Raw genomic sequence first — 26,669 nt, 5'->3', positions numbered from 1 at the left:
CCTGAATGTATAAGGAAAATACATGATTAAACTCGCCGTTAACCTGTCGATGATTTTTACCGAAGTGCCACTCATCGAACGCTTCGCACTGGCTCGAGCACAGGGCTTTAATCATGTCGAAATCCAGTTTCCTTATGAATTGACGATTGGCCAGATTCAAAATCAGCTCAGCATCCATCAACTGAACTTATGCCTGATTAATGTGCCTGCCGGTGATTTAATGCAGGGCGGCCATGGCCTGGCCGGTATCCCGGGGCGGGAAATCGAGTTCCGTCATGCTGTTGAACAAGCCATCCAGTATGCCACGGCCTTAAATGTACCTCGGGTCAATATTCTGGCAGGCAAACAGCCTCTGGATTGTGACCTGTTGCCCTGCCTGAATACGCTGGCAAGTAATCTGAAAATGGCCTGTTCAATGCTGCTCGAGCATCAAATTGAACCGGTCTTTGAAATGGTCAATGGCACCGATATGCCACGTTTTTTGATTCAAAATGTTGCACAAGCTCAGGAAATGCTGGAAGCAGTCAATCATCCGGCCTTAAAAATGCAGTATGACTGCTATCACATGGCGATGATGGGCGAAGATGTACTGGAAAATTTAAAAGAAAATATTCACCTGATTGGTCATATCCAGTTTGCGGATTGTCCGGGACGACATCAACCCAATACGGCGTCTATTCAATATCATGATATATTTCAGTGGTTAAAACATAGTCAATATCAAGCTTATGTCGCTGCCGAATATAAGCCGATGCAGCATTCCAATGACTCCTTTGTCTGGAAAGCCGAATTCTTTCCGGAGCATGACTGAGTGGACTGCGGCTTCATTTGAAATTCCGCACTAAAACCGCTATATTAGACCATGCATAATTGTTAGGAAATTACACACCCCATGAATTTAGAACCATCGCCCAGCGCTTCTAATTCTCACGATCTTACTATGAATTCAAATTCTCAAGCTGTACAGGACTGCTTAAAAGTCGTACATGCTGCACTTGAAGATGTAAAAGCAAAAGAAATTGTTGAGCTTGATGTCAGCGGTATCAGTAATGTGGCTGATGCTATGGTCATTGCAAGCGGCACATCGACACGTCATATCAAATCACTGGCCAATAACGTTGCTGAAGAAGCACGTAAAGCTGGCTTCCGTCCGCTTGGTATTGAAGGCGAACGTGATGCTGAATGGATCCTCATCGACCTCGGTTATGTAGTGGTTCATTGTATGCTTCCAACAGCGCGTAAATTCTATGATCTAGAAAGCTTATGGCGCAATCCTGCAGATACAAACTCTGTAGCGTAAAATCAAATATTCAAAAAAGCGACCTGTGTAGGTCGCTTTTTTATTGCCTGTTCATCGGACTTTATAAGCGTTAATATAACTCAAGCTACAGCTATTTTTCTTTAATTTTCATCTTGTCTTATGCACCGATTTGATGGGTATTTTAGGATAAATTCATCATAAACATAGACGTTCGATGACCGCTCAATCATCCTTTTTCCAAAATATAAAATAAAAAATCCCCCTTTATTAAAGGGGGACTTAGGGGGATTTAAATGATTAGTGACCCGTACCATTAATCGCTTTGGTCATATCTTCCACCACTTTCTTGGCATCACCGAAGATCATCATGGTCTTGTCGTTATAGAACAAGTCATTGTCCAGACCTGCATAACCGGTCGCCATTGAACGTTTGATTACCATAATAGTACGTGCTTTATGCGCTTCCAGAATCGGCATGCCATAAATCGGCGATGTTGGATCATCTTTGGCTGCCGGGTTGACAACGTCGTTTGCACCAATCACCAGCACCACATCCGTTGCCGGGAAGTCAGAGTTGATCTCATCCATCTCTAAAATATCTTCATACGGCACATCAGCTTCAGCCAGCAATACGTTCATATGACCTGGCATACGACCTGCCACCGGATGAATTGCAAAACGTACGGTTACGCCCTGCTCTTTTAAGATGTTCGCAAGTTCTTTGACCGCATTCTGTGCACGACCTTGCGCCATTCCATAACCCGGTACAATCACCACGCTGTCCGCATTTGACATGAGGAAGCCCGCATCATCTGCTGAACCAGAACGGTGGTTACGTTGTACCTGCTCACCCGCACCTGCTGTCGGCGCAGCTGTACCGCCCATTGCGCCACCAAACAGAACGTTGATGATTGAACGGTTCATGGCTTTACACATGATATAAGACAGAATCGCACCTGAAGAACCGACCAGTGAACCTGCCACAATCAGCATGTTGTTTTCAAGCGTGAAACCAATCCCGGCTGCAGCCCAACCAGAGAATGAGTTGAGTAGCGAGACCACCACCGGCATATCACCACCGCCGACAGGTGCAATCCAGACCCAGCCAAAGACCAGTGCAAGTGCTGTCATTGCCCAGAATGCGGTCATATTCCCTGTTGAGAAGAACATGAAACCAAACACCAACATGGCAATAAAGATGATGGCCTGAACAGGTTTTACCCATGCGCCAGAAATGGTTTTTGCCCATTTCTTCGCAGCCAGTTTTCCATAAGCAAAGACTGATGCTGTAAAGGTAATTGCTCCGACGAAACAACCCACGAACAGTTCAAATAAATGAACACGGCTCATTTCATGAAAATTGACGCCATTGGCAGTCAAAAGGTCTGGACCGAGTTCAATCAGTTTGTTGTTATGAATAATTGCAGCAATCGCAATCAAGACCGCAGCCAGACCCACCAATGAGTGCATCAGTGCCACAGTTTCTGGCATTTGGGTCATAGGGACAGTACGCGCACGGGCAATACCCACCACCGCACCTGCTACCATTGCGCCCACAATCATCCACACCACAGGATTATCTGCAACAAAGAAGGTGGTCAATACTGCAATCGCCATGGCGATCATACCGTAACGGTTACCTTGAATTGCAGTTTTAGGACCTGATAAACCACGTAGCGTCAGGATAAAAAGAACGGCACCAATCAGGTAGAACCAATCCGCATATTCTCGAATCATTTCCATGGATTAACCCTCTTTTTTCTTTTGCTTAGGTTTAAACATTTCCAGCATACGTGCAGTCACGGCAAAGCCACCGAAAATATTGATACTGGCCAGGAACACCGCGATTGCACCCAGCACGCTCACCACGTTAATGGTCTGGAAATCCACGCTGCCTTCAACGCCGATCACCGGCAGACCAACGGTCTGGATCATCGCACCGACAATAATGATCGATGACAAGGCATTGGTGACCGCCATCAACGGCGTATGCAATGCTGGTGTTACACCCCACACCACGTAGTAACCTACGAAAATGGCAAGGACAAAAATCGTAATTGTTTCAACCATGAGTCTTCTCCTTAACCACGTTTTAGCAGCACTTGGCCGGCATGAGTGACAAGTAGGGCTTTTTGAATTTCTTCTTCTGGATTCAGGACAAAATTCTTGTCGGCATCAAACAGCGTTTCGACAAAATTAAACACGTTACGTGCATATAAAGCCGATGCTTCAGTCGATACAGTCGAAGGAATATTGGGAATACCCAAAATTTTGACGCCGTTGTCGGTATGCACAGTTTCACCGCATTTCGAACCTTCAACGTTACCGCCCGATTCCACTGCCATATCTAAAATGACTGAACCCGGTTTCATTTTCGCAACTGTTTCAGCACGGATTAAACGCGGTGCATCACGGCCGGGTAAAAGCGCTGTGGTAATCACAATGTCAGCATTTGATACGGCTTTATCCACAATGGCAGCCTGATCGCGGATGTATTCCTCACCCGGCATCCAGCCATAACCATTCTTGGCCGCATCCGCCGCTTTTTGCTGCTCTTCCGCAGACATCGGCACATCCAGCCATTTACCGCCCAATGATTCCACTTGGTCTTTTGCTGTTGGACGCAAGTCTGTGGCTTCCACAATAGCGCCTAAGCGTTTTGCAGTGGCAATGGCTTGCAGACCCGCGACCCCGACCCCCATGATCACCACACGGGCTGGTTTGACCGTCCCCGCAGCCGTCATTAGCATCGGGAACATGCGCTGGTATTCAGCCGCAGCCAGAAGGACTGACTTGTATCCTGCAAGGTTGGCTTGAGAAGACAAGACATCCATATTCTGCGCACGAGACAAGGTCCGTGGCAAAAGCTCCAATGCAAATGCAGACACGTTCTGTGCCGCAAATTGGTCAAGCTCAGTATTACGGTAAGGATCAAACATTGCCACGATGGCGGTGTTCGGATTGAGTTTTTGAATTTCCTCACCTTTCGGTGCACGAACTTTTAAAATCAATTGACTGCCGGTGTAGGCATCATCCGTAATTTTGGCACCAACTTGTTCATAGGCACTATCGATATAGGCAGCTTTAAGCCCTGCACTACGTTCGATAATCACGCTATGTCCTGCGCTGATCAATTTCTTTACTGTCTCTGGCGTCGCAGCGACGCGATTTTCACCGACAACAGTTTCGGCTGGAATTCCGATCTGCATGAGCGTTCCTCAAGCTAATTTTTCTTAAGTAAACATCGCTTAAACGATGCTTCCCCTCAGGATGTGTTCTTGTTGAATTTTTGGATTCTAATCAAACTGTTTGAAATTACTACCTACTATTTATTTAATAAATGCCTATATATTGAACTGATGATTCATAAAAATGTTGCTGTACTGGTGCGTGGCTTATATACGCCAAATATTTATATTTGATTATTTTATAAACGATATTCATTCACCTGAATGAAAACCTGAAAATGCGCTCGGCTGATAAGCCGCCTACTTGAGATTTTTTTTGTTACATTGATCTTTCTGACCAAAATTCCTGTTTTGGTTCTTTATGCTACCCGTTTCTGAATAGGTCTCTCTGCTAAGGACAGCGGCACTTTAGCTCTCCAAGTTTTCTAAATTTGACTTTATTGACAAATAAAGAACTTATTCCCGATAAGCTATCTGATCTGTAAAGTAATACCTTTTATTCAATTTAGTTATGATTTAACACCCATCGAGCTAGGGTTGAATTGATGGATGTGACACAACGAGATCTGTGGGTCTAAGGATCAATTATCTCTAAAATGATCAGACCAAGAGGAACAAAAATCTTGCTGACCATTTATTATATTAATGTCATAAACCGAATAAGTGACTAAAATAAAGTTTATGCACCATATCTGCGCATAAAATGAGAGCCATTATTTAATTTTTTTCATTTTCAGGGGATTTTCCGTTCTTTCTTTGTCCTATGCGTTGTAATAAAGCCAGCTATTGATCAAAAATCTGGCAACCTGATCATTCCTGACTGGTTTTCTAATTCAAGTCTTGTGTAGTCCTTGCGATCTAAGATCTTTTCATTGAGTCATTGTAATATTTTTCTACTTTTAAAGCCTAAAGTTCTCACTTATAGTGCCTTTCATTCCTGCATCAATGCGCTGCTTGTTTTAAATTCTCCTCGGCTTAGATAAGGTTGCTGCTATGAACACGCCCCTCGATATCAGTCAAAACAAGCCCTTATTATGGCTGATGGCGATTGCCTGTGGTTTATGTGCCGGCGCCAACTATTATTGCCAGCCACTGATTTCATCGATTCAGCAATATTATCAGGTGCCGGAATCACAAGTGGCGCTCACCGTTACCTTTGCTCAAATCTCTTATGCATTAGGCCTGCTGTTTATTGTACCTTTGGGCGATATGCTGAATAAAACCAAGCTGATTCCCTTTCTCATGCTGGGTGCAGCTGCAGGTTTATTTATTTGTGCCAGTGCGGTAAACCTGCCGATGCTGTGGGTTGGCACCATCATTGCCGGGCTGTTTTCCGTGGCTGCACAGATTCTGATTCCCTTAGCCACCATGGCAGTCAAACCGGAAAAAACTGGAGAAGTGGTGGGTTTCCTGATGAGCGGCTTGCTGGTCGGTATTCTGCTCTCGACCAGTATTGCGGGATTATTGTCCGACCTGTTTCACTGGAAAATGATCTATATCGTCAGTGGCATCAGCATGCTGGCTTTAAGTTTTTATCTGCGAGGAAAATTACCGAGTCTGCCACGCCTAAGAATCAGCTATGCAGCGATTTTCAAATCTATGGCGAGCTTATTAAAACATGAACCACGATTGGTCTTGCGCTCTCTTACCGGTGCTTGTGCTTTTGCCGCCATGAGCATGCTGTTCTCGACCATTGCCCTGCTGCTGACCCAAGAACCTTTCCAGCTGTCTGATGTCATGGTCGGTCTGGTGACACTGGTCGGCGTCTTTGGCGCATTGTCGACTCAATTCATTGGTAAATGGGCCGATCGGGGCCATATCAAAACCTTGAGCTGGATTGGCTGTTCGATCCTGATTGGGAGCTGGCTGTTCCTATATTTTGGTGCGGTATCGCTGCTGAGCTATATTCTGGGCTATGGACTGATTAATCTGGGGTTGGCGATTACGCATAGCTGTAATCAGAATGTGATTTTCCGCCTGCGCCCTGATGCCAAATCACGGGTCAATTCACTGTATATGACCCTGTATTTTATTGGCGGTGCCTGTGGTTCAGCCTTAGGGGTTTATGCCTGGCATCATGGGGGCTGGAGCATGACCTGTATGGCAGGACTCGGGCTGGCCCTAGGCGCTACCCTATTCGCCTTACTGGATCAATGGCATCACGCCCGGACAGCAGCCTAGATGCTTAACTATACTTAGCTGACTTGAGCCGCTGGATAGAAAGGTTTATTTAAATCTAGAGCAACTGAATTTTCCAATAAAATACAGATAAAGACCGGCAGCAAAGCGGCCAGAATCCGACAGCTTTCCTCGAGTAACTTGTGGTTCAGGGAACTATGATAGGTAATTCCACCCTGCATGAGCTGATGGTGTAATGTATATAAACGACGAAACACCCCGACTAAAATTTCGACAGAATTCCGCTCATTTAAAGCATGCTGTATGATTTTTTTCTGTGTTTCCAGTTCAGCATTACAGCATTCCAGACTAATTTTCTGGTGACGATAATCCCAAAAACTTTGTTCCATATAGGGGTTCGCTAAGAGTGAGTGGATTGGCTGACTGTACTTTTCCCAGACAATATGATTAATCTTCTGGTCCAGATCATTTTGGCAAAGTATTTCTAGAAATTGACGCAGCTTATCCTTTCCCTGAACCCGATCATCCTCTTCTGCATAAATAGCCTGAAAACCAATCCATAGACTGATGAATTTAAAATCCAGATCTTGATCCAAGTCTAGCGCTTTTTTAAACCAGCCTAAGCCACGATGAATTTTTAAGTTAAAATGTGCTGAATTTTGTGCTTTATGGCTTTTATAAATCTCCTCCAATAACAGCATAATTATTCTCCTTATTTCTATCATTTTTTATATTGGTGTTTCTACTATCAAAATATACCATTCTGGAATGACTTGGAATTCTAATTTTATTTCTTGTTCTATGTCCTGGACTTACTGGCTTAACTCAAGTTCGCCGGGTCGTTCTGCTGATTTTATGCTAGTATTACGCCCTCTTTTTTTGCAATATTGGCCTAGCGAGCTTGGGCAAAAAAAAATAATCTTTGGGTGATTTATTCATCCCTTCTTCTTCCATTTCGTTAAGGCATAATTTTGAATGACTGATCTGACCACCATTGAAAATAAACTTCAACCACGAATCAGTGTTGCCCCGATGATGGATTGGACCACCAAAGACTATCGCTTCTTTGCCCGTCTGTTTAACCCAAATGTGATTATGTACACTGAAATGGTCACCACAGGTGCCATCATTTATGGGGATGCCAAACGGCATTTGGACTTTAACACCGAAGAACAGCCGATCGTGCTACAACTTGGTGGCTCGAATCCTAAAGATCTCGCGATCTGTACCAAGATGGCACAGGATTGGGGTTATAACGAAGTCAATTTAAATGTGGGTTGCCCGAGTGACCGGGTACAGAATAATAAAATTGGGGCCTGCCTCATGGCTGAACCCGATTTAGTCGCGGAATGTATTGCTGAAATGCAGCATGCGGTGGATATTCCAGTGACTGTAAAACACCGGATCGGGATTGATGATATGCAGTCTTATGAAGAAATGCTGCATTTTGTCGATACCGTAGCCAAAACCGGCTGCAATAATTTTATCGTACACGCGCGCATTGCCTTATTAAAAGGTCTATCGCCTAAAGAAAACCGCGATGTGCCGCCCCTGCGTTATGAAGATGTTTATCGCCTGAAGCAGGATCGTCCTGATCTGCTGATTGAAATCAATGGCGGGATCAAGACCTATGCCGAAACGCTGGAACATCTCAAACATGTCGATGGCGTGATGATTGGTCGTGAAGCCTATCATAATCCGTACTTATTGGCTGAACTGGGCCAATTGTGGAATCTGGATGCACCGGATCGTTTCGAGATCATGCAACAAATGCTGCCTTATATTGCCCAGCGCATGGCAGAAGGTGCACCATTGTCAATTATTAGCCGTCATATTTTAGGACTGTTCCAGAACTTGCCGGGTGCACGTAAATGGCGTCAGGCACTAAGCGGTGGCAATGCCAAAACCTTGAAAGATGTGGAAACTGCGCTGTTTAATATTCAAGAAGCAATGCAACGTACTGAAGACTATGTGCGTGAACATCAGCAAGTTGAATCCTAAATACGAATTTAAAAGTCTAATCGATATAAAAAAGCACCGATCATCGGTGCTTTTTTATAGAAATGACTGAAGGAGTTATTGAGTATATGCGGTGATATTGCCGACCGGAACCGGTTCTTCCTGATAAGAAACACCTTGAAATTCTGGCTCGGCAATGGGTGTGACCAGAGAACCGCGCTCATGCTCTTTTGACTCATCTACAGGTTCCAGGTCATCTAAGGCTGCAGCCAGCTGCTGTAACTCCCGATCCAGTTGCTGCCGGTATTGCTCTATTTCAATTTCATCAATAAAAGCAAAGGCATCCTCTTCGATCGACCACCTATAGCCTCCATCGACCTTAAAAATTTTGACATTGACCGGATATGCCTCCCCCTGATAATTCAGATGAGAAATCGCTTTAAATTGATTGCCCTGCCGCTGGACAATTTTGACCTTCTGCACAGTAAAACGATAGCGCTGATAATCCTGATTGGAATTAAATTCCTGTTGCATCTGCGCTTGAATATTTCTGGCCAATTCATCCATCGAGACAAAGTAACTGCATCCAGCCAGACAGGCGATCATCCATAACACAATGATTGTTCTCATAGCGCCTCCTTCTTTTTCTTTCCTGTTCCTGCTTATAGCTGATATATGCAGTATTGTTATGCTTGCTTATTCTGTGACCTATTTTATGCTTTTTTGAAAAAACAAGAAATAAGCAGTGCATGAATCATGACTAAATTATTTAAGTTTTCTACAGCTTTTTGAATAAATGATAAAAATTTACTCATAAAAAAGCCCTGAGTCTAACAGGGCTTTTTTTTGTGAAGATTCTTTTAAAAATCGTCATCACTGGATGGATCACGATGCAAGGCATCATGAATCGCTTCGATCAGCTGCTGGGCAATTTCCTGCTTGGAGGCTTTTTCCAGATCACGCTTATCCATCTGATACTGTTCGGCAAAAAATACGGTCATGGCATTTTCATCCGACGCAAAACCGATATCGGCACGTGAGACATCATTGCAGGCAATCATATCCAGTTTTTTCGCGACCAGTTTGCCCGCGGCATATTCTTCAATATTGCGGGTTTCCGCCGCAAAACCGACCATAAACGGACGTTTCTCTTGCTGGGCGATGGTCGCAACAATATCCGGATTTTTCACAAGCGCCACATTCAGCTCATCGCCAGATTTTTTAATTTTGTGTTCTGCAACTTCCGCCACGCGGTAATCCGCCACCGCAGCAGTTGCAATAAAAATATCACAGCCATCTTCCAGCATCTGCATGCTTTCATTGAGCATTTTTACGGCAGAACTGACATTTTTGCGTTTGACGCCATTTGGTGTATCCAGAGTCACTGGCCCTGCAATCAGGGTCACATCTGCCCCAGCGGCATAACAGGCAGCTGCCAGAGCAAAGCCCATTTTACCGGTACTGTGATTGGAAATATAACGTACCGGATCAATCGCTTCACGGGTTGGACCGGCGGTGATGGTGACACGTTTACCCGCAAGCTGACCAAATTTTTCTGCGATCGCACGCTGTGCTTGATGGAAATATTCTGTGACTTGTCGTGCCAGATCTTCCGGCTCAGGCATACGGCCTAAACCCACATCGCCACAGGCTTGAGATCCGGCATCCGGCATGATCACATGCACACCATCTTCAATTAAAGTGGCCAAGTTGCGTTGTGTTGGCTTAGCTGCCCACATTTGCTGGTTCATGGCAGGCGCTACCCAGACCGGTGCCTTGGTCGCCAGATATAAAGTACTGAGCAAATCATCTGCTAGACCTGCTGCAAACTTTGCCAAGGTGTCACAACTTGCAGGTGCAACCAGTAACAGATCCGCCCAACGTGCCAGCTCGATATGCCCCATACCTGCTTCCGCTTCAGGATCCAGTAATGCCGTATGGACCGGATTGCCTGATAAGGCTTGAAACGTTAAAGGTGTAATAAAAGCCTGTGCCCCTTGGGTCATCACCACCCGCACATTAAATCCGGCATCTTTCAGACGACGAACCAGAATCGCACTTTTATAGGCAGCAATGCCGCCAGTCACAGCTAAAATGATATTTTTATGAGGAATTACACTTACGTCGAAGCTCACAAACAGGCTACCTTTCTGTTGCAGTGGGGCTCACAATAGCATTAAATAACCGCATTCCCAAGAGATCGGCTTGCGGGAAAACTGATAATTCATAATAAATAAGTCTAATAACTATGCAATTTTCTATTAAAAACTGGCCGGAACAAGAACGGCCGCGAGAACGCTTAATTCAATATGGCGCAGAAAGTCTGTCCGATGCCGAGCTACTGGCCATCTTTCTTCGTTCGGGCTCCCAGCAACATTCCGCAGTCGAACTTGCCCGACTCTTGATTCAGCATTTCGGTCATCTCACTGCCTTACTGGATGCACCTTTACAGGAAGTCAGCCAGTTTCATGGCATGGGCATCAGTAAATATACCCAACTCATGGCCGTCAAGGAACTCGGACGGCGTTATATTTCCGAACATCTGAAACAGGATGCACTGGAGCTCAATAATTCCAAACGGTTACGGGATTATTTACGTTTTGAACTGCTCGGTGAAACTCAGGAAGTGTTTGCAGTGCTGTGTCTGGATGCCAGTTTAAGAAAAATCAGCTTTAAAAAACTGTTTTATGGCTCTGTGAATGCATGTGATATTTCGATTAACCAATTACTGCGCTATGCAATTACCCAACAGGCAACCTCAATTGTAATTGCGCATAATCATCCACTCGGCCGGGCCTATCCCTCTCCAGCAGATCGGCATCTGACTCGCCAGATTCAGCAAGCCTGTCAACTGGTCGATATTTATTTAATCGACCACTGTATCATTGCCCTAGAGGGCAGTTTTTCTTTTGCCGAGCAGCAACTCATTCAACCCGAAATACACAGGTGATTAGCACTTGACAAAGCTGGCACAAGTCAAGAAGATCATGAAAAAACTGTGATGATTCCAATAAATGATTGTACGTGACCAGCCAAGTCTTTTTAAATTGCTGTTTTCCTGGCGAGGTACAATTTTGCCGAAAGTTTTGCCACCTTTAGGCGTAGTGATGTTGATCTCGGCCATTATCGGTGGCTTGTCACATATTGGCTCTTTTCATTTTCCAGAATTACCCCTGGTCGGCTTTACCCTGATTGGAGTGGTACTGTCGATCTTTCTCGGATTTAAGAATTCGGCCTGTTATGACCGCTGGTGGGAAGCCCGCAAACTCTGGGGTATTCTGATTGCCAATTCACGACATTTTGACCGGGATTGCCGGATGCTGTCTCAAGGTCGCCGTGAACGTGTAATTCAGCACGTGATTGTCTTTGCCAATGTTCTCCGTGACCGGCTACGCCATCAGACAGCCAATCCGACCGAACTGGTTGAAACCAGCGGCATGAGCCAGCAAGCTGTGACCCAGCTCTATCAACAGGCCAACGCGCCGCAATATACCTTAAGCCTGATTCAATGGGAGTTAATGCAGGCGCTCAAAGAAGGTGAAATCTCAGACATCATCTATATGCAGATGAATAATCACGTGGCGGAGTTGAGTATTGTCCAGACTGGTTGTGACCGGATTGCGACGACGCCTTTACCTTTTGCCTATTCAGTCTTGCTGAATCGTACCGTCTATTTTTTCTGTTTTATTTTGCCCTTTAGCCTGGGTTCAACATTAGGTTTATTTACGCCTTTACTGGTCGGTATTTTAGCTTATACCTTTTTAGGACTAGATGCCTTAAGCTCAGAAATTGAAGAACCTTTTGGCACGCAAAGTAATGATTTGCCACTCGATTCGATGGTACGTACCATTGAAATTGAACTCTTAGGCACATTAGGCAAACCAACCCCACCACCGATTCAGGCCAAAGATCATAACCTACTGTAATTTATTTTTCTCTTGCCCTTTTCTATCAGCAAAGGGCACTTCTGCTTTGCAAGAACAAAGTTCGAGTAAAGCACTCAATCAACAAAACTCTCCCAAATCCCGACTTGTCCCTGTTTTAGGCTCGGCACATTCCCGAGTCTGATCCATGGCATATGGTCGCCATGAAAGTCACTGCCAATCGAAACTTTCAGACGATGCTCCGCAATCATCCGATCGACCATCTGGCGAGTAGAACTTGGATCTACCGCTGGCGGCAGTTCAACGGCGTCGCCACCAAACTTGGCAAAGATCTCGATCAGGTAACGAATGTTGGTCGCAGATAGGTCATATTTGGTCGGATGTGCCAGCACCGCAAAACCGCCACTTTCATGAATCACCTGAACCGTGTCTTCAAGACTCAAGCCATCAAATTTGACATAGGCTTTCTTGCCTTCCTTGATGTACTTATCAAAAGCCTGTTGCGGGCGAGTCACAATACCTTTTTCTACTAAGGTTTTGGCAATATGCGTCCGTGTTACCCGATCAGGGATATTATCGACTTTGACCAGTACATCGGCATAAATATCCTGACCAATTAAAGGAATCAGTAAGTCACAGATCTGTTTCGAGCGTTCCGCCCGGATTTTCTTCTGCTGATTGAGGGCTTTTTGTAAAGGCTCAGGATTTTGCATATTCAGTGCAACAATATGCACACCATAATTTTTCTTGGTGGCTGGACGTGACCACTGGCTGGAGATTTCCACCCCAGAAATGATCTTAATCTCATGATTTTTAGCGGCTTCTTGTGCCAGTTCCAAGCCATCCATAGTGTCGTGATCTGTCAATGCCAAAGTATGCACCGATTTCTCTACGGCAGCCTCGACCAATTGCTGTGGAGTTAAAGTTCCATCAGAAATATTGCTATGTGTATGTAAATCTACGCCGTGCATCTCTATACTATGACATTTATTTAATCAGATTTAGATACTCTAACATGAAAGCACTTTTAGACTTTGTGCCACTCATTATTTTCTTTTATTTATATAAAACTGTAGATCCAAAAGACACTGACCATCAACTTTTGCAATTGATCGGTTCTGCGGGGGGTGTCGACAATAATAATATTCTTGTGGCAACCACGGGGCTGATTATTGCTATGCTGGTGGTCTATGGTGCGTTATTTGTCATGCAAAAATTCCGCTTGGATAAGCAGCAATGGATTGTGCTGTTTATGACCGTGATTTTTGGTGGGATCACTCTGATGCTGAGCGACGATTTCTATATCCGTTTAAAGGCGGTATTGCTGAATCTGGTCTTTGCGGGCGTATTCCTGCTGTCGCCTTGGTTTAGTAAAGATAAAAAGCCACTGATTCAGCGTCTGTTTGGCCCGGTTTTCAACTTAAGTGAAAAAGGCTGGATCAAACTGAACTATGCCTGGGTCGCCATGTTTGCACTGATGTCATTTTTACATACCTTCTTTGCCTACTTGTGGCTGGATGGAAAATATTGGGGCGAATTCACGGCATTCGGTGACATGATCGTGATGTTTTCCTTTATCATTATCCAGTTTATTGTATTGCGTAAATACTTTAAGACTGCTGAATAAATCCAACTACAAACGATTGAGAATCATCATGCCATTATTTGTCGTTAGCTGTACCGATCAGGAAGGTACAGTGGAGAAACGTCTTGCCATTCGTCCACAACATCTTGCCCGCTTGCAAAAGCTGAATGATGAAGGCCGTCTGATTGTTGCAGGCGCGATGCCGAAAGATCCGAGTAATCCACAAGCCGGCTTTTATGGCAGTACCATCATTGTCGATTTTGACAGCCGTGAAGACCTGGATACCTGGTTAGAGGATGAACCCTTCCTGAAAGAAGGTGTATATGCACAGATTGATGTGAAACCGTTTAACAAAGCATTCCCTCAAGGATAAGGTTTATGCGTGTTGTTCTTGCCAGTGTTATTGGCCTCTGTTGTACCTTTCATTCTGTATGGGCAGTAGAAGTTGCCACAGTTCAGACAACACCGAACAGTGTCGCCGCCGCCGCTGTACAAGCTGCAGTCGCACCCCCCACTGCTACGCCAAAACCTGCAATCATCCCTGTGGCTGCAACAGCATCTCAAGCCCTTCCGGCAACTGGAAATAAGCCACTGACTGCTGAAGAACTCGCCAGAAATAAAGCTCAGCAAGATGCCAAAGTAAAAGCCTTGGTGAAAGATCAGGCGACACGTCTGCAACAGCTGGAAAAAGCCAATCTGGAAGCGTTAGCACAAAATCAGGAACTACAGCTCAGAAATGACAATCTTGGCGTGCAAGTACAGGTTTTACAAAGCGAACGCAGTGCGCAGATGTTCCTGTATGGTGCTGCCACGTTGGCCGTAGGCGTTTTGCTGGGCTTTCTGATTGCCAGTTACGTTTATACCAAACGTCGCCGTCAATGGTAATCTATTCCCCTTTCGGACTTATTTAAGGTTGTAGTCGTTTTGTCGCATGCAATTCAAACCGCCGATCTCGATTGGCAATTGGTGGATGGCATTGAAGTGCCTGTCTCTAAACAGTTTGGCGATGTTTATTTTTCTAAAGACAATGGTTTGCTGGAAACCCGCCATGTTTTTTTAAATGGCAATGACCTGCCGACCCGCCTGACTGACTTAAAACCGTTTGAATATTTTTGTGTGGGCGAAACCGGCTTTGGCACAGGACTGAATATTCTGGCGTTATGGCAGCTCTGGCAGCAGACCCGTCCGGACAATCACAGTCATTTGCATGCGATTTCAGTGGAGAAATTTCCGCTCTCTAAACCCGATCTGATTCGCGCTTTAAATGTCTGGCCTGAACTCAAGCCATTGGCAGATCAACTGATTTCCCAATATCCGATGCCAATTGCAGGCTGCCACCGTTTAAGCTTTCCTGAACAACGTTTCAGTCTGGATCTTTGGCTTGGAGATGCCCATGATGTATTTCCCATCATGGAAAAAACCGCACCTGTGAATGCATGGTTTCTGGATGGTTTTGCGCCGTCTTGTAATCCAGACATGTGGGAAGAAAATGTTTTAAATAATATTGTGCGTTTATCCGAGATTGGCACCACTTTCGCTTCTTTTAGTGTCGCAGGTGTCCTGAAACGTGGCCTAAAGAATCATGGGATTTCCATTTCACGTCCAAGAGGTTTTGGACATAAACGTGAAATGCTCAAAGCCATCTGGAAGCTATCTGAACCAGCCAATTCGGGTGCAGATCAGGATATTACTCAAAAAAAAACAGCATTAAATCCTGAGCTTGAATTTAACGTACGCCAGATTGCGGTTATTGGTGCCGGAATCGCAGGTTTAAGTGCTGCCTGGGCCTTTGCGCAGCGTGGCCACCAAGTCACGATTTACGATCAATCAGCGCCACTTGCTGGTGGTTCTGGTAACCCGCTTGCGCTCCTGAACCCAAAACTCTGCCCGATTGAGCAGAGTGCAGAACATTTAATGACCTTGGCTTGGCAACATGCCCTGACTCATTATGCAAAATTCAAAGCCTTTCGACCGATTCAGGTCAGTCAATTGGCACTCAAACATCCTGAAACTCTTTTAAGTCTGGCAAATGAATATCCAGCACATATTCTTTCAGTGCAAACGGCGGATGAGCAGAAACTGCATACTGAATATTCAAGTTTAAAACTTTTAGCAGCAGGAACTATTTCTCCGCATCAATTGCGTGATGAAATTTTACAGCATCCGAATATTAAATATATCCAAGCAAAAATCACCAAAATTGAGCAGCTATCTCAACCCGAACTTTTTGAAAATGAAAATTGTTTGGGTCAGTTTGATCATGTGCTGGTTTGTAGCGCGCGCGAGACAGCACAATTCTTTGAGCATTATCCGGCACTCAAGCCAATTCGTGGACAAGTGAGCTGGCTAAACAATAGCGCTCAGCCTTTAAGCAAAGACACTGCTTATAACTACGGCGGTTATTGTATGCAACTGGATGATACACATTTAATTCTCGGTGCATCTTTCCATCCCGGCCGGGAGGATACAGAGGTGCTCCCAGAAGATCATGCACATAATCATGAGCTGCTCCAGAGCGTCTTTCCAGATTATGCCGCGTCATTAGCACCGATGGACACCTGGCAAGGCCGTGCAGCACTACGTGCCCAAAGTCAGGATTACTTTCCTTTACTCGGTAAAATGCAGCCTGAACAGGAAATTTATAGTTTTGCCGGTCTAGGCTCCAAAGGCTTTTTATTTGCACCCCTTTGTAGTGAAATTCTGGCCGCCCAGATTCTGGGTGAAGCCTGTCCTGTTCCGGCAAGTCTGGTTAAAAAACTCAGCGTGAGCCGCTTTCAAAAGAAAGTAAAAGCCAAGAAGCCTTATTTTAAGCCACAAATTGAATTACCCTTTTGAATTAATCCCTCTAAGTCCCCCTTTTTTAAAGGGGGACTTTTCTCTACTTTTATGAATAAATCGAATGCCTGTAGCTCCTCCCTTTAGAAAAGGGAGGTTGGGAGGGATTAAATTTCAGCCAATAAAAAAGCGCCTTGCGGCGCTTTTTTTTAACAGAATGCTTATGCACCCTGTTCAAGCGGTAAGCCTGCATCACGGGCGGCACGAGTACCCCCCATCAGAATGACATATTCACGTGAACTGTCAAAACCCTCTAGTTTTTCAGCAGCACGTGGAGCTTTACTACCCCCACCACACAAGATGTAAATGGGTTGATCCGCTGACACCTGAGTTAGGCTCTCTGCTGAAAGATCGTTAATGGGCTGATTCACCGCCCCTTTCACGTGTGCTTCAGCAAAAGCACTTGTATCGCGTACATCCCAGATAATTGCATTTTCTGGGAACTCAAATGTTGTAATTTCTTGTTTACGGATCATTGCGCACTCCTTTGATGTAAACAACACTTGGCAAATGAAGAAAACATCCCTAGCATCTCAGATATTCTTTCCATTTGTAAAGGTCTAAACCATGCCTTCTTTCGATATTGTTTCTGAATTAGAAATTTTTGAAGTAAATCATGCAGTTCAAAACACCCAAAAAGAAATTGCGACCCGCTTTGACTTCCGCGGTCAGGACGTTTCTATTGAACTGAATGAAAAAAACAAGGAAATCAAGATTTCGACTGAAAGTGATTTCCAGTGTGAACAAGTGTATAGCATGCTCGAAAGTCATTTCTTTAAACGCAAAGTTGATATTCAGGCACTCGATCCACAGAAAATGACGGCTTCTGGTAAAAACGTGATTCAGGTGATCAAGCTCAAAGACGGTCTTGACTCTGATACCGCAAAAAAAATCAATAAAGCCATTAAAGAAAGCGGCATTAAAGCGCAATCTTCTATTCAGGGAGACAAGATTCGTGTAACGGACAAGAAGCGCGACACTTTGCAACAAGTGATGACCTTCTTAAAAGAACAGCAATTTGGTTTGCCTTTACAGTTCAATAACTTTAAAGATTAAGACCGCACAGTGTCTTAAAGAAGGAATTATGACGCATCGCAATCGACTGACCAAACTGGTAAAAGCTACTTCCAGACTACCTCAAGCTATTCGTAGTACTTTATTGAGTAAAACCTTTGGCCGGATTATTCCCATGGTAGGTTCTGCCAAGATTCGCTATGTAGAACTCAGTGGAGCAAAAGTGGTGGTCACAATCGCCAACCATAAAGCCATGCAAAACCATATTGGTCAGGTACATGCCTGTGCCATGGCCTTAGTGGCAGAAACTGCGACCGGCTTTGTGACGGCAATGAATGTGCCGGATGCCGCGATTGTATTAATCAAAAGTTTGAAGATTGATTTTAAACGTCCGACCAAAGGCGCCATGACTGCAGTCGCTACCTTGACGCCGGAGCAACAAGCACTCATGCAAAGCTCCGATAAAGGCGAAACATTGGTTCAGGTCACGGTCACGGATGAATCCGGAGAAACGCCGATTCAATGTGAAATGCTCTGGGCCTGGATTGCCAAAGATCAGCTCAAGCAATCATAATTCTTTCTAAGCAAGAAAAATCCCAGAGATCATCTCTGGGATTTTTTTATATCTCATTCAATCATTGGGCTGCTTGAGACTCTAAAAACTTCTGTTTGGCTTCCTCTGGAATCAGACGCTTATTGCCTTTTACATCGACTGCGACAAAGGTAAATACCCCTTCTGTGACACGAATCGGCGCACGTGAATCATCATGACTGTCCCAGACTTCAATTTCCATCTGAATAGAGGTCTTGCCAACTTTTAAAATCTGGGTATAACAGCTAATGACATCCCCGACTTTCACTGGAACCAGAAAGGTCATCTGGTTAATCGAAATCGTGGCACAACGTCCCTTTGAAAATCGTTCTGCGTGAATCGCGCCTGCCAAGTCCATTTGTGAAACGATCCAGCCACCAAACACATCACCACTCCAGTTGGTATCTGCAGGCATTGCGATCGTTTGTAGGGAAAGAATCCCCTCTGGTTTTACTTGAGAATCTGACACATTCACTCCAGGCATTTGAATTAGGGTTGGGTATTTAACTGCTGATCAAGCCATTTTTGTAGTTCGCTTGATCGTAATGCACCGCTTATTCTAGCAATTTCGTTGCTTTTATTCATCAACACCAGCGTCGGAATACTACGAACATTAAATGCTGAACTTAAGCGCGGATTCGCTTCGGTATCAATTTTTGCAAAAACCACGTTTGGATATTGCTGCGCGACAGTCGCAAAATGCGGTGCCATCATTTTACAGGGGCCACACCATTCTGCCCAGAGATCAATCAAAATAGGCAAGTCACTATGGGTGACAAACTGACTGAAATTCTGCTCATTTAATTCAATTGGCTCCAATGGAATCAGGGCCTGATGACATTGACCACAGGCAGGGTTGGCGGTGAGTTTATCTTCAGGAACACGGTTCTTGGCCTGACATTCCGGACATACAATAATCATCTAGCGTACTCCAATATGTTGATGTAGGAATTCTAATTGGGTTGAAACGGCTTTTTCAAACCATTCACCATGATAAATATCAAAATGCCGGATATTCCACTCCTGATATTGTACAAACGGTGCAAGATTGGTTACGGTTTCGCGACTGGATTCAATCGGAATTAAACTATCCAGTTTTGCTGCAATAAACAGCACCGGAATGGTGATTTTTCTAACTTGCTGAATCGGGCGATAACGCATTAAATTAAAAAAGACCCGCGCAGGAATTTGACCGCTCCAATAATAATCCGGATTCACAATCGACAGATAACCCTCGTAGCTGTCCTGTGTCGGCATAAAACACAGCTCGTAAGGATCGATCACCGGCAAGGTTTTGGGCTGCATACCGACCTTGCTTCCCATATAGTCCTGACTAGAAACCTTAAGTGCCTTGGGGAGTTGCTGCAAAGGATAAAGCCTGGCACTTTCAGCCCCATCGACAAAAGGCACCTGTACCATTGCAGCTTGAATATTTTTCAGTTCTGCTGCTAGCGTGAGTACATGCCCTCCACTTAGCGCAGTTCCCCAGAGCACGATCCGTTGACTATCAATCGACTTACGTTCCTGAATATGCCTGATCATGGTTCGCCAGTCATCCAGCTGGGCAGAAATCGAGACCAGCTCACGCGGTCGCCCGGTACTGCCGCCCCAATAGCGATAATCGAATAACACCACCGCATAGCCGGCACTGGCAAAATGCTGGGCATAGTGCACCAGTTTAAATTGACGTAAGGCCGCCAGACCATGGGCCATCAAGATCACGGCCGGTTTTTCTATATTTTTAGGCCGATAAAAATCTGCAGCAATCACATCCTGACCGCTTTTGACATACAGTGGCTCAACTGTATAAGCCTGCATACGCGCTCCATTGCGTTATCTTATGGTGATCATCATTTATAAAAATTTCACAACAGCTTCAGCATGTTTTCCGCTTAATGCTATCATAAAGCATATCGATATAAATGAAATGATGGAGTGGCGTCATGAGCGAAAATGTAGGCTTTGCTGGTCAAATTGGTCCGGAACACGTGACTCAGGTGGTCGAGAAAGGTTTTAAATCTATTATCAATAACCGCCCGGATATGGAAGGTGGTTCTGAGCAGCCGACCAGTGCACAAATTGAAGAAGCTGCACGCAGTGCCGGTCTGGATTATGTCTTTCAGCCTGTCGTCGCTGGTCAGATTACTGAGCTCGATGTACGTACTTTTGCCAATCATTATAATGAATTACCGAAACCTATTCTGATGTTCTGCCGTACTGGAAATCGCTCAAATAATTTATATCAACTGGCAAAACAGATGGACCTGCTGGATGACTAAGTCTTTTTGGAAAATTGTAGTACTGGCAAGCTGTTTAAGTGTCAGCTCACTTGGTTTTGCCGCAAATGATCTCAGCCGTGCAATGACCTCTTCGCTGAGTGTGTCAGGTGAAATGACATTAAGCAAGTTTCAGCAATTGATTCAGCAAGGTTTCAAATCTGTGATTGTCAATCGGCCGGATCAGGAAACTGGCAATAATGTCACGGTGAGTCAATTACGCTCCATTGCGGAGAAATCTCAAGTGAGTGTAATTTATCAGCCTGTGGTGAGTGGCCAGCTTTCTCAGGCCAATATTGAGGAATTTGCTCGATATTATAATGAGCTACCTAAACCTATTTTGATGGTTTGCCGGAGTGGTACACGTTCAGCGACCTTGTTTAACCAGGCTAAATCTCAAGGATTGATTCATGAATAAAATCTTAGTTGTGTTATGTCTGAGCTTGACCTTTATCGGCTGTAGTTCAATGAACTTGAAGCCAACTGTAGGTGTAAGTGTGGGAACCTCAATTTAAGTTTTTAAACTTCAGTCCCCATAAAAAAACAGCGCGAAGCGCTGTTTTTTTATGGCATCAGAGATTATGAATAATCAACATAGAAATTTGACACTTTGCCATTAGGTGCTGTAGTTGTCACTTTTAAGCTGTCCCCTCTAGCACAGTCTTTTAATTTATATTCGTAATAGCTTGAAACAACAATATTTGCAACTGGGTTACTTCCTGTTGCTAACTCTGCAGAACATGATTTGTTATTTTCTGTAGCATCTTCTGCTGTAACAGTGACAGATGTGCCGGAAGGCATCGGTGTCGTCAATGCACTTTTACCATAAAGATTAAAGCTTAATGAACTATCACTTGCTTTTAAACCTTGAATAGTCGCAGTACTATCAGCAAAGTATACAATAACTTGTTGACGTAAAATTGCTGAAAGTTGATTATCACAAGTTCCCTCAATATTCGGCTCCCTGAAGGTAGATGCCGCACATGACGCACTTGTTCCAGTCGTTATTCTATCGTACTTAAACTCACCTATTTCATTGTCATATGTAAGGCTTTCGTTATCATCACGGAAGAAGCTGCCAATATTTTTAGTTAATATATCAACACCTGGTGTATAAGTATTATCACCATTTTTATCTGTATAACTTTTATCACCTTCAACATAAGCCAATATAGTCACACGACCATCTGCTGAACGTGGATTCTGTGTGCTGATTTCTACTGAACATTCAGCATTTGAAGTTGAGCAAGAACCCCCAACTTTACCACCTTCAGTGACGAAGTTAACAACTGTTCCATCAGGAACATCATTGCCATTACGATCAGTAAGTCTTGCAACAAGGGTTGCCTTGTCACCATCCATATCATTTTGCAGTGAGTTTTTACTCAAAGACAAACTAAAACTGTTCTGTGTCGCCCGCCCTGTCGTAATTGTTACATTTTTTGACAGTGCTGTGAATCCTGACGATAAAGTCGCACTAATTTCGACAGGTCCAGGAATATGACCAGGATAAATATTCACAAGCACTTTTCCAGCACTATCAGTTTTGACAGTTCTGTTTGCTGTATTACTCAAGCTAACGAAACTTGTTCCTTGCGGAGCTTTTACTAAACTTAGAGTTACGTCTTGGTTAGGGAGAGCTTTTTCATTTGAATAAACAGTGAATTCGACTTGGCTACTTGATGATGACCCACTACCAACAACAGGGATTGAAATCGCTTTAGAAGTATATACGGCAGAGGTTGCTGTTGCAGCCTCTACATTCACAGAAACTATTTTTGCGTTGGATGGTGAGTTACTTGGTGTAACTTTAATCTCTTGTTTTCCACTACATAGGTTACCAGATGCATCATAAGCATAATATGTATTGGAAATATTGCCTTCGCTTGTAGAAATTACACTTGGTTGAGCAAAACTACCGCAATCTGCTGAGAAAGTAACTTCTTGATTATTTTGATAGTTGCCATTAGTATCCTGAACCAAAAGTGTAAGCAGTGTAGATCCACCTGAAACTAAGATTTTGCTCGCAGCTTCAAATTGATCAATGATAATGTCTGTTTTAACAAAACTTACATTTTTTGACTGAGCAGCGCTTTGATTATTAAATGAAGCTGTTACAGAAATCGTATATGGACCTGTAACATTCGCATTGGTTGGTGTAACACCAATAGTTGCTTCACCATCAGCATTTGTCAATACTGAATTATTCGTTGTACTAAAAGTCATATTTTCGCCAGAGAATGCAACCAATGCACCACTGACGGGTTTACCACTTCCATCACTTACTTTAACTGTTGCGACAGTACCAAGCGCTGATATGATTTCTGTTTTTTCACCATTCGAGTCTTTGAGTGAAAATTCAGTGACATTAAGCGCTTGAACCTCAGCAGGACCACCAGGACTTTGTCCATTACCCCCTGAATTTCCAGTCTCATTATAAAAACCGTCACTCCCCCCACCTCCACACCCAGCCAACACCAAAGCTAAAGTAAGAGCAGATAATTTCATACTTAATTGTTTACTAATCATTTAAATCCCCAAGATCCTCTATTATAGAGTTTGTTATCAATCTTTATTTAATTATGCGTTATGTAACCATAATTAAGATTTTATGTAAACAAAGGTAAGTCAAATGTTTTGTATGCTAGCTTATATAAAATAATTTTTTATAAGGGTGATCCATGTACGACCTCATCATTATTGGCGCAGGCACTGCAGGGATCAGTGCTTATAACGAAGCCATCAAATACACCCAAAATATTTTAATTATTAATGACGGCCCATGGGATACAACCTGTGCACGTGTCGGCTGTATGCCAAGCAAACTTCTGATTTCATCTGCAAATCGCATGCATGACATTCAATCCGCGAAAGACCTCGCTTTACAACATGAAGCTGTAATAGATACTTCAGGTGTGATGCAACGTCTACATAGCTTAAGAGAACGTTTCATTCGTGCAACCCTAAAAGGCGTTGATCGATGGGAGGCTTCACATAAAATTTCTGGTCATGCAACGTTTATTAATGCCCATACAGTTGAAGTCAATGGACAAGCTTATCAGGCTAAAAGCTTCATTATTGCGGTTGGTTCACGACCTAATATCGATAAAACGTTCAAGGAAGAATTAGGAGATAAATATCTAACTTCTGATGAGATATTTGAACTTTCTCAATTACCCAAGTCTTTAGCAGTGATCGGAAGTGGTGTGATTGCCATTGAACTGGCACAAGCCATGCAACGACTGGGCGTAGACACTACCCTGTTCGCTCGTAGCCAAAAAGTAGGTGCCTTAACCAGTCCAGTCTTACAAAAGCTGGCACAGGAGCAATTGAGTAAAGAACTCAATATCAAGTTCAAAATCTTGCCAGATCAAGTTAAAAAACAAGCTGATCATATCCAGATTAATTTTACTGAAAATGATCAAGCTCAAACTATTCAAGTTGAATATATTTTGGGCGCTACAGGCCGTCAGACTAATCTGGATCGATTGAGTTTAAATCAGTTAGATCCTAATTTTGCTGATATCAAAAAATTGCCTATCAATAAAAAAACCAAACAACTCGCAGATATGCCGATATTTATAGTGGGTGATGCCGCACCTGATGCCCCCATTCAGCACGAAGCTGCTCATGCTGGTAAAGAAGTGGTTCATAACTGTTTAAATTATCCCGAAATTAAACCGATTCCCGCACTCACCCCACTGGCAATCGTATTCTCTCACCCGGAAATGGCGATTATCGGGCAAAGTTTTAAACAGTTAGAAAAGCAAAATATTGAGTTTATTCGAGGATTTGCCTCCTATGAAAATCAAGGACGTGCACTGGTTCTTGCTGAAAATAAAGGTGGTATCGAAGTTTATATTGATAAAAAATCAGGCAAATTATTAGGCGCAGAACTCTTCTGTTCACAAGCTGAACATCTTGGCCATCTTCTGGCCTGGACCATTGATGCAGATCAGGATATTCATCAAATCCTGGCAAAACCTTTTTATCACCCAACACTGGAAGAAGGTCTCAGATCTGCTCTTAAACATGCTCGTCGTCAATTTGATGCATTGTAAGTGTTTGCTGACGCTCATTGAGTACATTAATCAAACGGTAACTGTGCGCAACTAAGCGATCTAACCAACGCTGAGCAGCCAATAACTCAAAAGTTTTGGCTGCATTCAGCTGATACGTTGAGGCATAAATATTAGTTTTTTCACGTAATTCGCTACGATGCTGTTTACTCCACTGTTTTAGATGTCCCATTTCAATATACAGTTGGCTCAAATCTTCAGATGAGCGAGTATCTAGCATGCTATTTCCAGCATTTTCCAGAATCTGGATAAAATCCAAGGCAAGTTGATGAATCGCGGGTTGGGTACGAATACTCACAACATGCTTTAGATTTTCCAAATCACTACGCAACACTTTCAGATAAACCATCATCCTTAATAAGCTAAACAGCCGACTTTGATCAGTGCTATTTTCAGGCACAACAATTTTTTCTAAATAATCCTGTAATTTGTAAATTAATTCGTCTTGCTGTTTTAATTCATTGGCCGAAACCAATTCTGCTGACTTGATGGCTTTTAGAATCCAGGAATATTGGGTCAATATGGTTTTAAAGATCACTTGTTCTGCCGTATTAATTGCGACCGCAGGCACTGCCAAACTGGCTTCATCTAAGGCCTGTAATAATGAATCTTCATGTGCCGGAATATATTTCACCAACAGCTGTTCAAAGGGGCGAATCAATGGCATAAAAAATAAGGCACCAAATACACTGAAGGCTGTATGAAAAGCTGCCACAATGACCACATGATCCCAACCAGATAAAAAATACTGTGGTTGATACAGCCATAAAAACAAGGGAACCAAAATACAAAATGCAAAAATTGCACTCACGACATTAAAACAGACATGCACAGCAGCAGTTCGTTTTGCATTCGCATTTGCACCGATGGCTGCCAGTACTGCAGTTGCAACGGTTCCAATATTCTGGCCAATGACGAGCACAAGCGCTTGATCGAGCTGAATCGCCTGACTTGCTAATGCAGCAAGTGTCGCTGTAATGGCGGCACTAGAGGACTGCAAAATCACAGTCATGACCAAACCGAAAAGTACCAATAACAGCTTTGCAGCAAAACTTTCGGTCGAGAAAATTGAAAGATCGAGATGTTCTGCGACACCTGACATTGCTACTTGAAGCAAATCAATTCCAAAGAAAATCAGGCCGAATCCCGCAAGCGCCAAGCCGGTAAGCGCTGTACGTCCATGTGCTAATATTTTAAGTAAAGCGCCTATGGCAATGAGAGGCAAAGCCACTTGTCCAATAGAAAACTTTAAACCTAAAAAAGCCACAATCCAGCCAGTACTGGTTGTACCGATATTGGCGCCAATAATTACACCAATGGCTTGCGAAAAAGAGAGTACGCCTGCACTGACAAAGCCAATGGTTGCTAGAGTCGTGGCTGTGGAGGATTGCACAATCAAGGTCAAGGCAATACCTGAAGTCATTGCTTTAAAAGGAGAACCAGTAAACCGACCTAACCATTGTCTTAATGTTTCACCTGCAATATCTTTAAGGCTCTCGGTCATTAAAGTCATGCCAAGCAAAAATAAACCGATTCCACCACAGAGCTGTGTAAATACCTCAAACACGCAGATTCCTAGGCTTTAAATTTTAATGATTAAAACATAATCAGGCTGATTTAAAAACAGCAAATAACCTTGAGTAAATTCAGAATATTATTTTTACTTTTTAATTTTGCTATAAACTCCGCACACAAAAAAACACCCCCAAGCCTTGGCTTGAGGGTGTTTTGAATAATGAGCTGGCGATGACTTACTCTCACATGGGTAACCCCACACTACCATCAGCGCAAAGAGGTTTCACTTCTGAGTTCGGGAAGGGATCAGGTGGTTCACTCTTGCTATTGTCGCCAGCACAA

Annotated in this window: 28 protein-coding genes and 1 rRNA gene; 15 read left to right on the top strand and 14 right to left on the bottom strand. The window is 43.7% G+C overall.

Annotated elements, in window-relative coordinates; all coding sequences use genetic code 11:
- Positions 1 to 22 precede the first annotated feature (22 nt).
- On the top strand, positions 23 to 811 hold the full coding sequence (locus tag FTU44_RS12135; protein WP_100329839.1) for a hydroxypyruvate isomerase family protein: 789 nt from the start codon (positions 23 to 25) through the stop codon (positions 809 to 811).
- Positions 812 to 892: 81 nt separating this feature from the next.
- Positions 893 to 1,300 carry a ribosome silencing factor gene (rsfS, locus tag FTU44_RS12130; RefSeq protein WP_005098092.1) on the top strand — a complete coding sequence of 136 codons (408 nt, stop codon included), beginning with the start codon at positions 893 to 895 and terminating at the stop codon, positions 1,298 to 1,300.
- A 258-nt stretch (positions 1,301 to 1,558) separates the two neighbouring features.
- Here the strand turns inward: rsfS and FTU44_RS12125 are convergent, their stop codons facing one another.
- Genes FTU44_RS12125 through FTU44_RS12115 form a run of 3 tightly spaced genes read right to left on the bottom strand, consistent with a single transcriptional unit; the run spans position 1,559 to position 4,470 of the window.
- Positions 1,559 to 3,004: an NAD(P)(+) transhydrogenase (Re/Si-specific) subunit beta gene (locus tag FTU44_RS12125; RefSeq protein WP_180050887.1), complete on the bottom strand. Its 1,446-nt coding sequence runs from the start codon at positions 3,002 to 3,004 to the stop codon at positions 1,559 to 1,561.
- A gap of 3 nt (positions 3,005 to 3,007) precedes the next feature.
- The gene (locus tag FTU44_RS12120; RefSeq protein WP_004281642.1) at positions 3,008 to 3,331 is read right to left on the bottom strand and encodes a proton-translocating transhydrogenase family protein; all 324 of its coding nucleotides are present in this window, start codon (positions 3,329 to 3,331) and stop codon (positions 3,008 to 3,010) included.
- Between the two features lie 11 nt (positions 3,332 to 3,342).
- Positions 3,343 to 4,470: a Re/Si-specific NAD(P)(+) transhydrogenase subunit alpha gene (locus tag FTU44_RS12115; protein WP_074383527.1), complete on the bottom strand. Its 1,128-nt coding sequence runs from the start codon at positions 4,468 to 4,470 to the stop codon at positions 3,343 to 3,345.
- A 972-nt stretch (positions 4,471 to 5,442) separates the two neighbouring features.
- Between FTU44_RS12115 and FTU44_RS12110 the strand changes: the two genes are divergently transcribed.
- Positions 5,443 to 6,630: an MFS transporter gene (locus FTU44_RS12110; RefSeq protein ID WP_180050885.1), complete on the top strand. Its 1,188-nt coding sequence runs from the start codon at positions 5,443 to 5,445 to the stop codon at positions 6,628 to 6,630.
- 14 nt (positions 6,631 to 6,644) lie between these two features.
- Here FTU44_RS12110 and FTU44_RS12105 read toward each other — a convergent pair whose 3' ends face one another.
- Positions 6,645 to 7,289, bottom strand: a complete 645-nt coding sequence (locus FTU44_RS12105) for a hypothetical protein (protein WP_180050882.1) — start codon at positions 7,287 to 7,289, stop codon at positions 6,645 to 6,647.
- A gap of 274 nt (positions 7,290 to 7,563) precedes the next feature.
- On the opposite strand from FTU44_RS12105, the gene dusA reads away from it, so the two are divergent.
- On the top strand, positions 7,564 to 8,589 hold the full coding sequence (dusA, locus tag FTU44_RS12100) for a tRNA dihydrouridine(20/20a) synthase DusA (protein ID WP_005098100.1): 1,026 nt from the start codon (positions 7,564 to 7,566) through the stop codon (positions 8,587 to 8,589).
- Between the two features lie 75 nt (positions 8,590 to 8,664).
- On the opposite strand, the gene FTU44_RS12095 is transcribed toward dusA, so the two are convergent.
- Positions 8,665 to 9,177, bottom strand: a complete 513-nt coding sequence (locus FTU44_RS12095) for a hypothetical protein (RefSeq protein WP_180050879.1) — start codon at positions 9,175 to 9,177, stop codon at positions 8,665 to 8,667.
- A gap of 230 nt (positions 9,178 to 9,407) precedes the next feature.
- Positions 9,408 to 10,682, bottom strand: a complete 1,275-nt coding sequence (gene coaBC, locus FTU44_RS12090) for a bifunctional phosphopantothenoylcysteine decarboxylase/phosphopantothenate--cysteine ligase CoaBC (RefSeq protein ID WP_005098105.1) — start codon at positions 10,680 to 10,682, stop codon at positions 9,408 to 9,410.
- A 113-nt stretch (positions 10,683 to 10,795) separates the two neighbouring features.
- On the opposite strand from coaBC, the gene radC reads away from it, so the two are divergent.
- Both radC and FTU44_RS12080 read left to right on the top strand, forming a co-directional pair.
- Positions 10,796 to 11,497, top strand: coding sequence for a DNA repair protein RadC (gene radC, locus FTU44_RS12085; protein ID WP_180050876.1), 702 nt, complete (start codon positions 10,796 to 10,798; stop codon positions 11,495 to 11,497).
- A 64-nt stretch (positions 11,498 to 11,561) separates the two neighbouring features.
- Positions 11,562 to 12,473 (top strand): bestrophin family protein, encoded by a 912-nt coding sequence (locus FTU44_RS12080; RefSeq protein WP_005168648.1) that lies wholly within the window; start codon positions 11,562 to 11,564, stop codon positions 12,471 to 12,473.
- Between the two features lie 74 nt (positions 12,474 to 12,547).
- Here the strand turns inward: FTU44_RS12080 and FTU44_RS12075 are convergent, their stop codons facing one another.
- Positions 12,548 to 13,402, bottom strand: a complete 855-nt coding sequence (locus FTU44_RS12075) for a PHP domain-containing protein (RefSeq protein ID WP_180050873.1) — start codon at positions 13,400 to 13,402, stop codon at positions 12,548 to 12,550.
- Between the two features lie 44 nt (positions 13,403 to 13,446).
- Between FTU44_RS12075 and FTU44_RS12070 the strand changes: the two genes are divergently transcribed.
- Genes FTU44_RS12070 through mnmC form a run of 4 tightly spaced genes read left to right on the top strand, consistent with a single transcriptional unit; the run spans position 13,447 to position 16,851 of the window.
- The gene (locus FTU44_RS12070; RefSeq protein WP_005168649.1) at positions 13,447 to 14,058 is read left to right on the top strand and encodes a septation protein IspZ; all 612 of its coding nucleotides are present in this window, start codon (positions 13,447 to 13,449) and stop codon (positions 14,056 to 14,058) included.
- A gap of 28 nt (positions 14,059 to 14,086) precedes the next feature.
- Positions 14,087 to 14,389, top strand: a complete 303-nt coding sequence (locus FTU44_RS12065) for a YciI family protein (protein WP_005098111.1) — start codon at positions 14,087 to 14,089, stop codon at positions 14,387 to 14,389.
- A 5-nt stretch (positions 14,390 to 14,394) separates the two neighbouring features.
- Entirely contained in the window at positions 14,395 to 14,901 is a 507-nt protein-coding gene (locus FTU44_RS12060; protein WP_100329844.1) for a hypothetical protein, read from the top strand.
- A 39-nt stretch (positions 14,902 to 14,940) separates the two neighbouring features.
- A complete protein-coding gene (gene mnmC / locus FTU44_RS12055) occupies positions 14,941 to 16,851 on the top strand; it encodes an FAD-dependent 5-carboxymethylaminomethyl-2-thiouridine(34) oxidoreductase MnmC (protein WP_180050870.1) in 1,911 nt (636 codons plus the stop codon).
- A 161-nt stretch (positions 16,852 to 17,012) separates the two neighbouring features.
- Here the strand turns inward: mnmC and FTU44_RS12050 are convergent, their stop codons facing one another.
- The gene (locus FTU44_RS12050) at positions 17,013 to 17,327 is read right to left on the bottom strand and encodes a rhodanese-like domain-containing protein (RefSeq protein ID WP_005098114.1); all 315 of its coding nucleotides are present in this window, start codon (positions 17,325 to 17,327) and stop codon (positions 17,013 to 17,015) included.
- A gap of 91 nt (positions 17,328 to 17,418) precedes the next feature.
- Between FTU44_RS12050 and FTU44_RS12045 the strand changes: the two genes are divergently transcribed.
- Both FTU44_RS12045 and FTU44_RS12040 read left to right on the top strand, forming a co-directional pair.
- Entirely contained in the window at positions 17,419 to 17,907 is a 489-nt protein-coding gene (locus FTU44_RS12045; RefSeq protein WP_005098115.1) for a YajQ family cyclic di-GMP-binding protein, read from the top strand.
- Between the two features lie 28 nt (positions 17,908 to 17,935).
- On the top strand, positions 17,936 to 18,439 hold the full coding sequence (locus tag FTU44_RS12040) for a DUF4442 domain-containing protein (RefSeq protein WP_180050867.1): 504 nt from the start codon (positions 17,936 to 17,938) through the stop codon (positions 18,437 to 18,439).
- Positions 18,440 to 18,500: 61 nt separating this feature from the next.
- Here the strand turns inward: FTU44_RS12040 and FTU44_RS12035 are convergent, their stop codons facing one another.
- From FTU44_RS12035 to FTU44_RS12025, 3 genes are read right to left on the bottom strand one after another with little or no spacing between them, the layout of a single operon-like run.
- Positions 18,501 to 18,941, bottom strand: coding sequence for an acyl-CoA thioesterase (locus FTU44_RS12035; protein WP_218944670.1), 441 nt, complete (start codon positions 18,939 to 18,941; stop codon positions 18,501 to 18,503).
- A 5-nt stretch (positions 18,942 to 18,946) separates the two neighbouring features.
- On the bottom strand, positions 18,947 to 19,378 hold the full coding sequence (gene trxC / locus FTU44_RS12030) for a thioredoxin TrxC (RefSeq protein ID WP_180050864.1): 432 nt from the start codon (positions 19,376 to 19,378) through the stop codon (positions 18,947 to 18,949).
- On the bottom strand, positions 19,379 to 20,275 hold the full coding sequence (locus tag FTU44_RS12025; RefSeq protein ID WP_180050861.1) for an alpha/beta hydrolase: 897 nt from the start codon (positions 20,273 to 20,275) through the stop codon (positions 19,379 to 19,381). It lies immediately after the preceding gene.
- 125 nt (positions 20,276 to 20,400) lie between these two features.
- On the opposite strand from FTU44_RS12025, the gene FTU44_RS12020 reads away from it, so the two are divergent.
- Together FTU44_RS12020 and FTU44_RS12015 are read left to right on the top strand one after the other, a co-directional pair.
- Complete coding sequence (locus FTU44_RS12020; protein WP_005098133.1) at positions 20,401 to 20,736, top strand: TIGR01244 family sulfur transferase; 336 nt, start codon at positions 20,401 to 20,403, stop codon at positions 20,734 to 20,736.
- Positions 20,729 to 21,151, top strand: a complete 423-nt coding sequence (locus FTU44_RS12015) for a beta-lactamase hydrolase domain-containing protein (protein ID WP_100329847.1) — start codon at positions 20,729 to 20,731, stop codon at positions 21,149 to 21,151. The genes FTU44_RS12020 and FTU44_RS12015 overlap by 8 nt, the downstream gene beginning before the upstream one ends.
- A 161-nt stretch (positions 21,152 to 21,312) precedes the next feature.
- On the opposite strand, the gene FTU44_RS12010 is transcribed toward FTU44_RS12015, so the two are convergent.
- Positions 21,313 to 23,262, bottom strand: a complete 1,950-nt coding sequence (locus FTU44_RS12010) for an Ig-like domain-containing protein (protein ID WP_180050858.1) — start codon at positions 23,260 to 23,262, stop codon at positions 21,313 to 21,315.
- Positions 23,263 to 23,414: 152 nt separating this feature from the next.
- Here FTU44_RS12010 and FTU44_RS12005 point away from each other — a divergent pair, with 152 nt between their 5' ends.
- On the top strand, positions 23,415 to 24,794 hold the full coding sequence (locus tag FTU44_RS12005; RefSeq protein WP_180050855.1) for a dihydrolipoyl dehydrogenase: 1,380 nt from the start codon (positions 23,415 to 23,417) through the stop codon (positions 24,792 to 24,794).
- Here FTU44_RS12005 and FTU44_RS12000 read toward each other — a convergent pair.
- Together FTU44_RS12000 and rrf are read right to left on the bottom strand one after the other, a co-directional pair.
- Positions 24,760 to 26,379: a Na/Pi cotransporter family protein gene (locus FTU44_RS12000; RefSeq protein WP_005168665.1), complete on the bottom strand. Its 1,620-nt coding sequence runs from the start codon at positions 26,377 to 26,379 to the stop codon at positions 24,760 to 24,762. The genes FTU44_RS12005 and FTU44_RS12000 overlap by 35 nt on opposite strands.
- A 171-nt stretch (positions 26,380 to 26,550) precedes the next feature.
- Positions 26,551 to 26,665, bottom strand: a 5S ribosomal RNA gene (gene rrf / locus FTU44_RS11995).
- Positions 26,666 to 26,669: the final 4 nt, after the last annotated feature.

The organism is Acinetobacter sp. YH12105 (assembly GCF_013419095.1).
Taxonomy (GTDB): Bacteria; Pseudomonadota; Gammaproteobacteria; order Pseudomonadales; family Moraxellaceae; genus Acinetobacter; species Acinetobacter pseudolwoffii.
Note: the sequence above shows the minus strand (reverse complement) of the source record. Positions and strands in the feature narration are given on the sequence as shown.